The following is a 13,943-nucleotide window of genomic DNA, read 5'->3' as shown; positions in this document are numbered from 1 at the left end:
ACTTGTCACTCCATCTACTTTGAGATTTTTAGGAATAACCGGAGCTTCAAGGTCCATCGATGTTGCTTGGACATTGTCAAAATAAGCAGTTCCATTTCCACTAGAAGCAAATCGAATCACATATGTATTGTCTTCTTCTGGTGTCGTAAAAGTAAATTCATGTTGTTTCCATACTTCTTCATAATGTTTTTCCTCTTTTAACGGTTTATACCCTTCATCATGATTGAGCGTACCAAATTCTACAATTGCTGGAAACGCAGAAGAACCAATGACATAATAAGTAAACTTATAAGTCATTCGAGGTTTTAATTGAACATACTGTAAAATATTTTCTCCATTACTCGCGTTTACATAATTATTTCCATTTGAATCCGTAACAAGACATGGGTTGTTTCCTCCCGGATTTGATACAATCCACTCGTTTAACCCATCGTCAAACTCACCATTTTTTACAATAACCTCTTCAATTGCTTTATTTCCATAAAGTAAAGAAAACGATTGATCAACTGCCGCTGCTACCAGCGGATGAACAAAAAAAAGGCTAATGACGCATAACTTGACAAATCTACTACATAACTTCATGTTTTAAACTCCTTTCCGTTGTCAGCTATTTCGAAGGTAAGTTTAATACACGATAAGTTCATCAAAATACTTTTTTTTCTTATAATTTGAAAATAAAGTTTTCACATAACATCTAGCCACTGCATGCTTTCAAAAAAGACTTTATTTGATACAGAAAGACGCATAGCATAAAAAATAATTCTCATTTTTTTATTCCATTTTTTATAAAAAAACCGTTAGTTGCAAAAAATTTTTTTGCAACTAACGGTCAGCTCCTTTTAAAAATAAAAAATTTAAATCTCTTAGTCAACTATTTATTTCAACTAAGAATCTCCCATCGATTTCTCTTACTCAAAGCCAATTTCTTCTTTGATGACGGCAGCAATTTTATCGACATAATAAGTCACTTTTTCATCAGTCGGCGCTTCTGCCATTACGCGTAGCAACGGTTCCGTGCCAGAAGGACGAACTAAGATTCTTCCTTCACCGGCCATTTCAGCTTCTGTCTCCTCAATGATTTTTTTGATCGCAGGAACTTGCATTGCACCATTTTTATCACTTACACGAATATTTACAAGTTTTTGAGGGTAGATCGTTACTTCGGCAGCCAATTCAGATAATTTTTTCCCTGTTTGTTTCATGATATTTAACAGTTGAATACCTGAAAGCATTCCATCTCCCGTCGTATTAAAGTCAAGAAAAATCATATGCCCCGATTGCTCTCCACCAAAATTATAGTCGTTTTTACGCATTTCTTCTACAACGTAGCGGTCGCCAACTTGTGTAACGACATCTTTTAACCCAATAGCTTCCACCGCTTTGTGAAACCCAAGATTACTCATCACGGTAGTTACAATCGTATCCTTTTTCAAACGATTCTTTTGAGAAAGATGTTTTGCACAAATAAACATAATCTTATCGCCATCAACAATATTTCCAAGTTCATCTACTGCAATCACTCGATCACCATCACCGTCAAAAGCTAAACCAACATCTGCTCCTTTTTCAACAACCATTTCAGCTAATTTTTCAGGATGCGTGGAGCCAACTCCATCATTGATATTTAAGCCATTCGGGCTAGTCCCCATGGTATAAAAATCAGTTTCTAAATCGGCAAACAAACGGTTAACAGAAGTTGTAGTCGCCCCATTTGCAGCATCCACGCAAACAGTTAATCCAGATAAATCACCGTTAATAGTTTGAACTAAAAACTGTGAATACTTCAATAATCCTTCTGGAAACTCTTCCACAGTTCCTAATCCCTGCGCAGAAGGTCTAGGCAATTCGTCTACTTTTGCATCCAGCAACGCTTCAATTTCCAATTCTTGCTCATCCACCAATTTAAATCCATCTGCACCAAAAAATTTAATCCCATTATCTTGAGCGGGATTATGAGAAGCAGAAATCATGACACCAGCACTGGCTTTTTGCAGCCTCGTTAAATAAGCAACTCCTGGGGTGGAAATGACACCAAGTTGAAACACCTCAATGCCCACAGACAATAATCCAGAAATTAAGGCTTCTTCTAACATTTGCCCTGAAATTCTTGTATCACGACCAACTAACACACGTGGTCGTTTTCCTTCTGTCTCGTGCTGGCTTAAGACATAACCACCGCATCTACCTAGCTTAAACGCTAATTCTGGTGTCAGTTCTTTATTGGCTTCGCCGCGGACACCATCCGTTCCAAAATATTTACCCATAATTGTAAATTTACTCCTTTAACTTAATTTTCCGAGGAACTCGTTTGAGTTATTTGTGTACTTTCCACGGTGAATTCACTCGAATCTACACTATCAGAAGACTGTTTTTCTGTTTGTGTAGTCGAAAGTGAAGTCGTCGAAATTGTTGTTGATACACTTGAATTTGATTCAACACTGCTTGAACTTGAACGAGTAGAAGAACTATTATTTGATGTTTCTATTATCGGCGTTATTTCTACTCTAATTGCTTTTGGAACTATTTTCACCCCTTCTTCAACTGGAATTTCAATCGTTCTAGTCACTCGGCGAGTAATTCCCGTCACATCAATGGGAACAGGAAAACTATCACCAATTTTAGCAAGCTGTTCCTTTGTACCTGTGATTTCAGCCTCCAAGTCTGAAAATTTAAAATCATAATTTTTTACGCCTGCACTTGTTCCTTGCTGCGTTCCATAAAGTCGAACAGATTTTGATGGTTTAATCGCATCAGCTGTGACCTTCACTTGAGCGGGATCAGAAACAATACTCAACGCTTCTCCTGCTTGATTAAATGCTTGAACAGAAATCACATGATTAATTCCGTCATCCGTCATCATAGAAGGAGTAACTTTCGCTACAACCTGTCGGATTTCGGCTAGCGTTTTATCACCAGTAGTAACCGTCACCGTGCTTGGGTTTACAGCCGTTTCAGTTAAACTATACCCTGACAACGTTGTTTCTGATGGCAAAATCGCCTTTACATCAAATTTTTTTGTCACTTTCTTTTCAATTGTAACCGTGATCGTCTCAGGTTGCAACTTCGCAGTAACTGCACTGCTTAAGTTCTTTATTTTCAGCGGCACTTCATGTGTTCCTTCGCCTAAATCGGTCAGATCAGCCGTTACTTTAAAAGTCCGAGTATCTTCATTTGCTTCAGCAATTAATTGAACACGATTTGCGCTAGTCAACTTAACGGTAGTCGTGCTTTCATAACCATGTATATAGTATCTATTTGTATCATATAAGAGTTTTATTGAAACATTTGAAGCATTCTGAGTATAAGACTCATTTCCAGAGAGTGTACTTTGCATCGTTTGACCATTTGCATTGAAATAAAGGACGATACTAAATAGTAATGCAACAAATCCGTACAAAATACTTGTACGTTTTTCTTTTGAGATCATTTCCGATCCCCTCCCTTAGTCATCGCGTCCAAGAAAGATTGAAGCCCACTCTTTTTCGTTTTATTTTTTTCTTTTGCAATTAACTGTTTTCGTAAAATTGCTAAATATTCGTCTTGAGATAATCCGGGTATCAATTGATTATCCAATGTAATACTTACATCTCCTGTTTCTTCTGAAACAACAATAGTGACGGCATCGCTGACCTCACTAATACCGACAGCTGCTCGGTGACGAGTTCCAAACTCTTTTGGAATCAACATACTTTCTGATAAAGGCAAATAAGCACTTGCAACGGCAATTTTTCCATTTTTCACAATCACCGCACCATCATGAAGCGGCGTATTAGGAATGAAAATATTGATAAGCAGCTCACCAGTTATATCTGCATCAAGTGCAATTCCTGTTTCAATATATTCATCTAAACCGGTATGGCGTTCAATAGTAATCAATGCACCAATTTTACGCTTAGACATATATTGAATGGCTTTATCAAAAGACAAAATCATCTTCTCGTCTTCTTGCTGTTCACTTTTTGTTTGTTTAAAAAGCGAACTTCTGCCTAGATGTTCTAGTCCGCGTCGGATCTCTGGTTGAAAAATCACAATCGCTGCAATAACCCCATAAGTGATCACTTGATTCATCAACCAGGATAACGTATGCAGTCCAACAAGCTCAGCACCAATCCTTATGACAATAAAGATTGCAACCCCTTTAAGTAATTGGATTGCTTTCGTCCCTCTCAGTAGCTGGATCAGTTTATAAACCAAATACCATACTACCAAAATATCCAGTATGTTTACCAAAAAATTCAGAGAGAAAAAGTCACCGGAAAACATTTTCTGCCAATAATTTAAATTAAAAAGTTCCCCGATTTGAAATGACATAAAAAGCCTCTCTTCTCTTTTGAGATTTCCTTCTAAGTATATCATATGTTTAGAAATAAGAGACAACTCTACCTGTCTTTTTTCATATAAATACTAGATTTTTTCAAGAAAAATTACATAAATTAACTAATTTTCTCACTCTGATAACTGTTTTTTGATAAAGTGTACGCCTCTTGTCTTTTTGACACTAAAATATTTCTTATTCCAAATCATTTCTTAATTGTGCTTTACCTCTTTTATCACGCTCTGCTCTTCTCGCCCTTCTGATTGTCACATCTTCGGCATTGTTTTGCTCTTTTTTCAGTTGCGTTGCATTTTCCTCTTTTAGTTTCGGCTCTAGTTTCGCTTTGATTTTATCCAACTGTCCGGCTAACAAAGCATATTTATAAAAACGTGTTTTTGCATCATGTACAGTTTTTTTAAATAATTTTTCTGCCATTTGAGGATTCGTATTTTCCAATGATGAAAAGCGAACTTGTTTTCGCATGAAATCCGGCATGGTTGAAAAATCTGGCTTTTTATAATCTAACGACATAGGAACCTTATTTTTTTCAGCCAATTCAGGATGGTAACGATAAAGTGACCAGTACCCAGAAGAAACGGCTTCTTGTGCTTCTTTAATGGATTCTTTCATTCCGCCAAACAGTCCATGAGTAATGCAAGGCGTATAAGCAATGATCAATGAAGGACCGGGATATTTCTCCGCTTCTTCAAACGCTTTGATTGTCTGCATTTGATTTGCTCCAGAAGCAATTTGAGCAACATAGACATTGCCGTAAGTAATAGCCATCATTCCTAGGTCTTTTTTCGAGGCATATTTTCCACTGGCAGAAAACTTAGCAATTGCTGAAGTTGGGGTCGCCTTAGACGTTTGTCCTCCTGTATTCGAATACACTTCATTATCCATCACAAGAATATTAATATCTGCTCCACTGGCTAATACATGATCAATTCCGCCAAACCCAATATCATAAGCCCAGCCATCTCCACCAATAAGCCATTGACTGTTCTTGACAAAAAGGTCTTTTTCCTGAAGAATCTTCTCCAATTCAGGAACTTGTTTTTTTTCTGTTTGTATTGCAAATTGAAGTTTTTCCGCCCGTTGTTGTGTTCCTTCACTGTCAAATAAATGGGTGAGCCAATCTTTCATTACTATCCTTAACTCTTTTGAAACTTTCGGCATGATTTCACTAATCGCTTTTGCCAAAGCTTCCCGACGGGTTTGAGCAGCTAACAGCATCCCATAACCAAACTCTGCATTATCTTCTAATAAGGAATTAGACCAAGCTGGTCCTTTTCCACAAGCATTCGTCGTAAAAGGCGATGCAGGTGAAGCACCACCCCAAATAGAAGAACATCCTGTTGCATTAGCAATCATTAAACGTTCTCCAAACATTTGGGTCAATAATTTCACATACGGTGTCTCTCCACAACCAGAACAAGCGCCTGAAAATTCGAGCAGCGGTTGTTTGAATTGCGTAGACAAGACCGTATTTTTCCCTTTAACCGGGTTTTCTTTTTGTTTTAATGTCATAGCAAACGCCCAATTTCTTGCTTGTTTTTTTTGCTCTTCATATGGTTTCATCATCAAAGCTTTCCCCTTTGCTGGACAGGCTTCGACACATAACCCACAGCCCGTGCAATCTTCAACCGAAACTTGAATCCGATAGTTCAAACCATCCAAGCCTCTCATTGTTCGAACAATAAATCCTTCCGGAGCCTCGCTCATTTCTTTTTCATCTGCTAAAAATGGACGGATAGCTGCATGAGGGCAAACAAATGCGCACGCATTGCACATCGTACAACGATCACTCAGCCATTCAGGCACTTCTAACGCAATCCCACGTTTTTCTAGTGCCGCTGTGCCAAGCGGCATTTCACCAGTAGTCATCTGATTAGCAACCAACATACCTACAGACAAATCATTTCCTTCTTGTGCATTTATCGGCTCTAAGATCTCTCGAACATAACGTGAGAGCGACTGATCTTTTTTTTCAGGAACTTTTAACATTCGCCAATGTTCTGGCACTTCCACTTTATGAAGCAATTCAAGAGTGCGATCAATGGCTTGTCTATTTTTTTCAACAATTTTCATTGATTTATGCCCATAATTTTTCAATGCTTCTGCTTTTAAAAGAGGCACAATCTCTTCGATTGGAAGAATATTAGCCAATTTAAAAAAGGCTGTCTGCATAGCCGTGTTAATGCGACGCCCTAAACCAATTTCTTGAGCTAGCTGCATAGCATTTATTGTATAAAATTGAATCTCATTTTCCGCTAAATATTTTTTTAAACGTATCGGCAGATGAGTTTCCAATTGTCGTTTTGTCCATAAAGTATTTAATAAAAAGGTTCCTCCTTTTTTTAATCCCTTTACCAAATCATAACGATGTAAATAAGCTGGGGTATGGCATGCAATAAAGTCAGCATGTTCAACTAAATATGTTGAACGAATCGGTGTATCACCAAAACGTAGATGAGAAACCGTTAAACCACCCGATTTTTTTGAATCATAGTAAAAATAGCCCTGTACATATTTTTCCGTGTGATTCCCAATAATCTTAATAGTCGATTTGTTGGCGCCGACTGTTCCATCTGAACCAAACCCCCAAAACTTTGCTTGATACGTATCGGAACTAGTCAAATCCAACATCGACCGTTTTTCAAGAGACTGATGCGTAATATCATCTACAATTCCTATTGTAAAACGTCTTTTCATTGTCATTTCATTTTTTTTCAATTCGTCAAAAACAGAAACAATTTGATCTGGCGTAACATCTTTTGATCCTAATCCATAGCGTCCTCCAATGACTTTAGGCCGAATCGTTGAATCATAAAGTACACTTTGAACATCTAAAAGAAGTGGCTCGCCTCCAGCACCGGGTTCTTTACTTCGATCCAGCACAGCAACAGCTTTAGTGGTTAAAGGTAATTTTTGAAGTAAATTCTCCACTGGAAATGGTCGGTAAAGATGAATATTCAAAAAACCTACTTTTTGACCGTTATCATTTAAATAATCAACAGTCTGCTCAATTGTCTGTGCCACAGACCCCATCGATACGATTACTTCTGTTGCATCAGGTGCACCATAATAAGTAACAAGATCATAAGACGTTCCTCGCAGTTTATTTATTTTTTTCATATATTTTTGAACAATCTTTGGCAGCCTTTCGTAATATGAATTAATGGTTTCTCTTTGTTGAAAATGAATATCAGGATTTTGATTGGTTCCACTAACAGTAGGATGATTCGGATTCATCCCTCTTTTTCTAAAAGAAGCCAATTTTTCTTGATTAATTAAAGGAGCCAATTTTTCATATTCCAATACTTCAATTTTTTGGATTTCATGGCTCGTTCGAAAGCCATCAAAAAAATTTAAAAAAGGGAGCTCTGCCTCAATGGAAGCTAGATGTGCCACAGGTGCAAGATCCATTACCTCTTGGACGCTACTTTGTGCTAACATCACAAAACCAGTTTGTCTTGCTGCCATCACGTCACCATGATCACCGAAGATATTCAATGCATTAGTTGTCACTGCTCTGCTTGCAACATGAAAGACACTCGGTAACAATTCCCCAGCTATCTTATACATATTTGGAATCATCAAAAGCAATCCTTGAGAAGCAGTATAAGTCGTCGTTAATGCACCGGTTTTTAAAGCACCGTGTACAACTCCTGCAGCGCCTGCTTCAGATTGCATTTCTACAACTTTTACTGGTTGACCAAATAAATTTTTTTTCCCATTTGCTGCCCATTTATCTATTAGCTCTGCCATCGGTGAACTAGGTGTAATTGGATAAATAGCAGCAAGCTCAGTAAAAGCGTAAGAAATATAAGCAGCGGCTGTATTACCATCCATTGTTTTCATTTTTCGCATTTATCATCATCCTTGCTAAAATTCTCTCAAATATCTTTTTCATTATAGCGTAAAAATAGTAGAAAACCTACTTATTTTGTATAAAACTAACACTTGATTAAGAAAAATTACTTGACGTTTATAAACAAAAAACTAGGTTTTTCTCAAAAAAACGAGTACAATCATTAAAAAGAGGTGTTTATCAATGGATCGATCAATCATTAAAGCAGAAAAAATTAATACGGTGACAGGCATCCTTTATGGAAATATGAATGCGCAAAAAAAAATGGCGGAATTTATTAATGTAGCTTGTCCCTATTGCCGTCAATGGTTCAATGAATCATATGATTTATTGGAAAATGCAGTAAAAAAAGGGCAAGTGCAACGAGTCATTAAACTTTTTGATAAAGAAAAAGCAAGTTTGCAGCGCGGAAATGTCATGCATCACCATATCACTATAACAAACGGTGAAAAAGCATTAGCAGAAATTAAAAAAATTTTTGATTCTCAAGATGAATGGAAAAACTTAAGCTTAACAGAAGTGGCATCTTACGCCACTAATGAACTAGGTTTATCTTTGCAGAAAGATTCACAAATTTTTCAAAAAATCATTGATGAAGCCAATGAAGCCATTATTCGTTTTGTCCCTACAATTATTCTAAATGGAAATATCTTTGATGAGTCCATTCAAGAAGCAGAACTATTGAGCTATATCAAGGAGTAGCTTTGTGCTAACGCTTCTCATTTTTTGAGAAGCGTCTTTTTTATTGCCTATTCTTTTGTCGGTATCTCTTAAAAATTTTATCGGTCGGTTAACGAAACCGATCCCTCTACACGACTAAAGTCGCTAGTATTCTCGACTTTTTGATAAAGTATGATCTTTTTCAAACAATTAATCTATCAGTAGCCAGCCTCTGAAAACAATATTTGTTGTAGTTAAAGAACAGACTGCCTAACAGTTTCATTTATTTTTTGTTTTTTCGCTGTAGTAAATAAGCAACAGTCTTCACTTTTCTTTTGAGCATTTTGCACGATTGATTCTAAACGTTTTTTATTTGAAAAAGGTTGATCGTTAGTTTCTGCTGGCCGTTTACGACTATTTTCTTCCCCTTTTTTTAAAGAAGTGAATATTTTTTTTCGATCAAAAAAGTTATTTACTTTTTTTAATGTTTCATTATAAATAAACTTTCCTTGTTCATTAACTACAAACCCAAAATCTTGTCCAATAGTTGTAAGAGATTGCCCACTTTGTTTTTTCCTATCAATATAATTTGTTAAGATGGTTCGTAACTCTTCTTTTGCTGTCCCAAATTTTTTTAAAAAAAGCACATCCTCATTATTTTCATGGTAAAAGGTTGACCTACTCGATTGTAAATAATGATTGAGTCTATTCTCATTTTTTTTAAGTTCATAAATAACACACGCTTCTCGGACTTCAGGAGCCGTTTTTAAATCAATCTTCCATTCATTGAGAACAATTTCTGGTGGAACTCCTTTTTCTATTTGTGTTATAGCATAACGATTTCTGGTATTTAAAATTTTTTTTCCGAACAGTTAAATTGAACTGCAAGACTCTTCACGTCGGTATTTTTTTTAATTTCATGGAGTATATATATATCTGTAATAATATTTTTTGAACAACCTACTTGCTTGGCAACATCGTCAACGGATTCTTTTTTCTCTAATGCTTCTATAACATATGTATATTTTCTATGTTCAATGACTTCTGGCTGCACCTTCAACCGTTCAGCTAAGTCATTTTTAGAAATTCCCTTAATTATTTCACGTGTAATATATAAATTTCTTGCTTTTTTGTATACGGAATAACTAATATTTAATTTATTTACAATATCTCTAGGATGAACTCCATTCAGTATTTGACTAACGATATACTCATACCTAAGTTCTAGGATCTGTCGCTGTGATAAACCAGTAATCGCTTCGATATCTTTCAACTTTTTTTTCTTTTCTAACAAATTCACCGCTTTTTGTCGCTCTTTAGCTTCACTGATATATTTTTTCCTTTGCGTTTCATATTCACACGCCACTTTCTTTATACGAAAAGCCATCGCTAAATCATTCGCTAGCTCTTTATTTGCTCTTTCTGGCTCTAAGCCTTCATTTATCATTTTTTCCGCGTATTTTTTTCTAATCGCTATAATTTCGTCTTCCGTTATTTTAAGTACATCAGATAGCTCACCAATACTTTTTTTTCCTTTAAGGCTCTATAAATATATAGATCCATAATATCCTGTGGTGTACATCCACAACCAATATGCTGAGCTAAATTTTTAATTGTACAACTACTATCTACACTCTTTTTAATCGTTCTTTTAATGTAGTGATAATCTTTATTCTCAATTTCTGTTAACGGTATTTTCAATTCATCAGCAATCACTTTTTTAGGCGTTGCGTTAAACAATTGACGCGTGATATATAAATCTTTTTCATTAAAAATAGTGTTCTTTGATATTCCAATCTTTTTAGCCACTTCTTTTACTGATAAGCCATTTTTTAAGTTTTCGATAATATACTCATGCCTTATTTTTTTAATTTCATCTATCTTTAACCCTGCACTTATTGCAACAAAAGACCAATTTTTATACTTTTTGTGTAATTCCATTAGGTTAGTGTAATCCAGCATTTTTTTATTGGGCATTTTACTAATTCCTTTTCTATAAAAAATATATTTCTACTACGTTCATTGTTACCACATCCCCTAACTTTTCTAAAACTTTTTTTTATAAAAAAAGAAAAAAGAAATGAGTTGAAACTCATTTCCTTCTAAAAATGAAATATTCATTAAATCAGAACAATTAAATGAATCAGTTATTTTACTGCAACTTCTTTCTTATTTCCGTTCGCTCCTGCTCGTAATTTTTCGGCAAATTCATTAATTTTTCTTATACGATGATTAATCCCCGACTTTGAAATCGTACCTGATGGCATCATTTCTCCTAGTTCTTTTAAGCTGACTTCAGGATGCTGTAATCTTAGCTCTGCAATTTCTTGCAATTTTTCAGGCAAAGCATTCAATCCCACTTTATTTTCAATCAATTCAATATTTTCAATTTGTTTGGAAGCAGCATCAATCGTTTTATTAAGATTGGCTGTTTCACAGTTGACTAAACGATTGACTGAATTGCGCATATCACGAACGATCCTTACGTCTTCAAAACGTAACATTGAATTTGTCGCACCGATCAAAGTCAAAAAATCAGCAATTTTTTCCGCTCCCTTTAAATAAGAAATATAGCCATTTCGGCGTTCTAACGTTCGAGCGTGCAAACCATAATAATTTAGCATCTCACAAATATCTTGATTATGCTGTTCATAGATTGAAAATATTTCTAAATGATAACGGCTAGTCTCAGGATTATTCACCGAACCAGACGCCATAAATGCGCCTCTTAGATAGGAACGCATTTTTTGAGAATTTCCCATAATCTCTTTAGAGACGTTGCCATTGAACATTAGACCATCCATGATATCTAAGTCCATTAACACATTTTTTGTTCCTTGCTTTAAACGAACGATGTAGACATTATTCTTTTTTAATTTCATTTTTTTTCGAACAAGTAGCTCGCTTCGAACATTATAATGATCTTTTAAAAGAGAATAAATTCGTCTAGCAATCGCTGCATTTTCTGTTTGCACATTTAAAATAAATTGTTGATTTACGATCCCTAAAGAACCATTCATGCGCAAAAGTGCCGCTAATTCTGCTTTAGCATGTTCTCGATGAACTTCAAGAGTAGTAAGCTCTTTTTTGACGTCTGCTGCAAATGACATTTTCTCCTCCTCCTTTCTCTTTAAAACAGTTGCGTTAATATTTTGATCCAAAAACTAAACGAAACAACTCTTCCACCACTTTTTCTCCATCGTGGAATACCCCACCATTTTTTAATTCTAAGAAATCAGTAGAGATCACACGACACCCTTCTTTACGAAGACCATTAAAATCATGTGTCACTTGAACGAGGTATTCATCATAAATTTCCGGATCCATATAACCTTCTGGCACTTTCTCAGTATTAACTAGAACAGTATTGATAAATGGCTGTTTCAAGTGTTCATGCAACACTCGAATATGATCGGCATCAGTAAAATACTCCGTTTCTCCTTTTTGAGTCATAATGTTGCAAATATACACCACTTCAGCGCTCGTTTTTGCTACTGCTTCACCAATTTCTTGAATCACTAGATTCGGTAAAATGCTCGTAAATAAACTACCCGGTCCTAACACAACCATGTCTGCTTCTAGGATAGCAGAAACAACCTTACGTGCAGGTTTTGCTTCACTATCGTCTGTTGTATTGCGCACATATACGTGATCAATCGTTTTACGATCTAAAGCGATTTTTGACTCACCCGTAGCCGTTGTACCGTCTTTAAAAACAGCATGAAGGGTTAGAGGAGTTTCCGAAGAAGGATAAATATGACCATCCACATGCATCATTTTAGCTAAGAGTTGGACCGCTTCATATGTACTCCCTCTCATTTCTGCTACAGCTGCAATGATCAAATTACCAATCGTATGGTTTGCCAAGAATTGATCTTCTTTTTTAAAACGGTATTGAAAAATATCTTCATAAAATTGAGGCATATCCGATAAAGAAACTAAAACATTCCTCAAATCTCCAGGAGGTGCCACAGCAATTGATTCTCTGAGTTCCCCGCTGCTTCCTCCATCATCTGCCACCGTCACAATGGCTGTAATGTCTGCACCTTGATTGCGCAAACTCTTCAAAATAACTGGTAAACCTGTGCCACCACCAACTACAACAATCTTAGGTTTTCTGATACGGTACGTCTTCATTTTCACGAACGATTCACCGTCTCTTTCCGTTTATCTTTATCACGATGTGTCACATTCACTTTGTAATTTTTGCTTAACGCTTTAGATAAACGTTGAGTTAAAGCAACGGAACGATGTTGTCCACCCGTGCAACCAATGGCTACCGTCAAACTACTTTTTCCTTCTTTGATGTATCCCGGTAAAACCGTCTGCAATAAATCTAAAAACTTCTGATAAAATGATTCAGTTTCTTCAAAAGACATCACATAATCGTACACTGGTTGATCTTTTCCCGTCAAAGGTCTTAATTCAGAAATATAGTGTGGATTCGGCAAAAAACGTACGTCCATTACAATATCTCCGTCAATCGGTAATCCATATTTAAACCCAAATGAGACAAATTCAATTCGAAATCCTTGATCTTCTTTTGTCTTAAATGTTTGATTAATTTTTTCTCTTAGTTGTCGAGGTGTCAATGGTGTCGTATCAATAATGACAGACGCTTGAGTTTTTAAGTCATTCAATATTGCACGTTCTTTACGAATGCCTTCTGTTACGAGGCCATTCATCGCCATTGGGTGAGTCCGTCTTGTTTCCTTATAACGTGCTACGAGCTCTTCATCGGAGGCATCTAAAAACAAGATAGACGTATCAATAAAATTTGTATTTTCAATTTCTACTAACATGTTTTGAATTTCTTCAAAAAAAGAGCGTGAACGTAAATCAACGACTAAGGCCATTTTCGTCACTTTCCCTGATTCTTTAATTAACTCCCAAAATTTAGGAATAAGGTTTGGCGGCATATTATCAATACAAAAATACCCCATATCTTCAAAACTTTGAATGGCTACCGTTTTTCCAGCCCCACTCATCCCTGTAATAATCACTAATTGTAAATTATCAGCCATCATCAAATGGTCTCCTCTCATACATCTTTTTAAAATTATAACATCTCCGGGCGTGTCATTACTAGTTAAA

General features: G+C 36.0%; 12 protein-coding genes. 1 reads left to right on the top strand and 11 read right to left on the bottom strand.

What is annotated here, in order from left to right:
* The 5 genes from RV14_RS07315 to nifJ form a co-directional block, all read right to left on the bottom strand.
* Positions 1 to 582: carbohydrate binding domain-containing protein (locus tag RV14_RS07315; protein ID WP_174544644.1), on the bottom strand; the 582-nt coding region annotated here is incomplete at its 3' end.
* A 326-nt stretch (positions 583 to 908) separates the two neighbouring features.
* Positions 909 to 2,264, bottom strand: coding sequence for a phosphoglucosamine mutase (gene glmM / locus RV14_RS07310; protein WP_071855634.1), 1,356 nt, complete (start codon positions 2,262 to 2,264; stop codon positions 909 to 911).
* A gap of 23 nt (positions 2,265 to 2,287) precedes the next feature.
* Positions 2,288 to 3,427 carry a CdaR family protein gene (locus tag RV14_RS07305; RefSeq protein WP_071855633.1) on the bottom strand — a complete coding sequence of 380 codons (1,140 nt, stop codon included), beginning with the start codon at positions 3,425 to 3,427 and terminating at the stop codon, positions 2,288 to 2,290.
* Positions 3,424 to 4,311, bottom strand: coding sequence for a diadenylate cyclase CdaA (gene cdaA / locus RV14_RS07300; RefSeq protein ID WP_071855632.1), 888 nt, complete (start codon positions 4,309 to 4,311; stop codon positions 3,424 to 3,426). Before cdaA ends, RV14_RS07305 begins: the two co-directional genes overlap by 4 nt.
* A 199-nt stretch (positions 4,312 to 4,510) precedes the next feature.
* Positions 4,511 to 8,188 carry a pyruvate:ferredoxin (flavodoxin) oxidoreductase gene (gene nifJ, locus RV14_RS07295; RefSeq protein WP_071855631.1) on the bottom strand — a complete coding sequence of 1,226 codons (3,678 nt, stop codon included), beginning with the start codon at positions 8,186 to 8,188 and terminating at the stop codon, positions 4,511 to 4,513.
* A 184-nt stretch (positions 8,189 to 8,372) separates the two neighbouring features.
* Between nifJ and RV14_RS07290 the strand changes: the two genes are divergently transcribed.
* The gene (locus RV14_RS07290) at positions 8,373 to 8,891 is read left to right on the top strand and encodes a thioredoxin domain-containing protein (RefSeq protein ID WP_071855630.1); all 519 of its coding nucleotides are present in this window, start codon (positions 8,373 to 8,375) and stop codon (positions 8,889 to 8,891) included.
* Between the two features lie 212 nt (positions 8,892 to 9,103).
* On the opposite strand, the gene RV14_RS07285 is transcribed toward RV14_RS07290, so the two are convergent.
* The 6 genes from RV14_RS07285 to rapZ all read right to left on the bottom strand — a co-directional run bounded on the left by RV14_RS07285 (position 9,104) and on the right by rapZ (position 13,873).
* Entirely contained in the window at positions 9,104 to 9,496 is a 393-nt protein-coding gene (locus tag RV14_RS07285) for a hypothetical protein (protein ID WP_071855629.1), read from the bottom strand.
* A gap of 203 nt (positions 9,497 to 9,699) precedes the next feature.
* Complete coding sequence (locus RV14_RS07280; RefSeq protein WP_071855628.1) at positions 9,700 to 10,296, bottom strand: hypothetical protein; 597 nt, start codon at positions 10,294 to 10,296, stop codon at positions 9,700 to 9,702.
* 44 nt (positions 10,297 to 10,340) lie between these two features.
* A complete protein-coding gene (locus RV14_RS07275) occupies positions 10,341 to 10,826 on the bottom strand; it encodes a helix-turn-helix domain-containing protein (RefSeq protein ID WP_071855627.1) in 486 nt (161 codons plus the stop codon).
* Between the two features lie 170 nt (positions 10,827 to 10,996).
* On the bottom strand, positions 10,997 to 11,959 hold the full coding sequence (gene whiA / locus RV14_RS07270; RefSeq protein ID WP_071855626.1) for a DNA-binding protein WhiA: 963 nt from the start codon (positions 11,957 to 11,959) through the stop codon (positions 10,997 to 10,999).
* A 34-nt stretch (positions 11,960 to 11,993) separates the two neighbouring features.
* Positions 11,994 to 12,992, bottom strand: coding sequence for a gluconeogenesis factor YvcK family protein (locus tag RV14_RS07265; protein WP_071855625.1), 999 nt, complete (start codon positions 12,990 to 12,992; stop codon positions 11,994 to 11,996).
* Positions 12,989 to 13,873: an RNase adapter RapZ gene (gene rapZ, locus RV14_RS07260; RefSeq protein WP_071855638.1), complete on the bottom strand. Its 885-nt coding sequence runs from the start codon at positions 13,871 to 13,873 to the stop codon at positions 12,989 to 12,991. Before rapZ ends, RV14_RS07265 begins: the two co-directional genes overlap by 4 nt.
* Positions 13,874 to 13,943 lie beyond the last annotated feature (70 nt).

The organism is Enterococcus ratti, from assembly GCF_001886195.1.
Classification (GTDB): domain Bacteria; phylum Bacillota; class Bacilli; order Lactobacillales; family Enterococcaceae; genus Enterococcus_B; species Enterococcus_B ratti.
Note: the sequence above shows the minus strand (reverse complement) of the source record. Positions and strands in the feature narration are given on the sequence as shown.

What these genes read in the sequence shown, in the direction of transcription:
- glmM (WP_071855634.1), bottom strand. Translation starts at nt 2,264, where the DNA reads ATGGGTAAATATTTTGGAACGGATGGTGTCCGCGGCGAAGCCAATAAA.
- RV14_RS07305 (WP_071855633.1), bottom strand. Translation starts at nt 3,427, where the DNA reads ATGATCTCAAAAGAAAAACGTACAAGTATTTTGTACGGATTTGTTGCA.
- cdaA (WP_071855632.1), bottom strand. Translation starts at nt 4,311, where the DNA reads ATGTCATTTCAAATCGGGGAACTTTTTAATTTAAATTATTGGCAGAAA.
- nifJ (WP_071855631.1), bottom strand. Translation starts at nt 8,188, where the DNA reads ATGCGAAAAATGAAAACAATGGATGGTAATACAGCCGCTGCTTATATT.
- RV14_RS07290 (WP_071855630.1), top strand. Translation starts at nt 8,373, where the DNA reads ATGGATCGATCAATCATTAAAGCAGAAAAAATTAATACGGTGACAGGC.
- RV14_RS07280 (WP_071855628.1), bottom strand. Translation starts at nt 10,296, where the DNA reads ATGATAAATGAAGGCTTAGAGCCAGAAAGAGCAAATAAAGAGCTAGCG.
- RV14_RS07275 (WP_071855627.1), bottom strand. Translation starts at nt 10,826, where the DNA reads ATGCCCAATAAAAAAATGCTGGATTACACTAACCTAATGGAATTACAC.
- whiA (WP_071855626.1), bottom strand. Translation starts at nt 11,959, where the DNA reads ATGTCATTTGCAGCAGACGTCAAAAAAGAGCTTACTACTCTTGAAGTT.
- rapZ (WP_071855638.1), bottom strand. Translation starts at nt 13,873, where the DNA reads ATGGCTGATAATTTACAATTAGTGATTATTACAGGGATGAGTGGGGCT.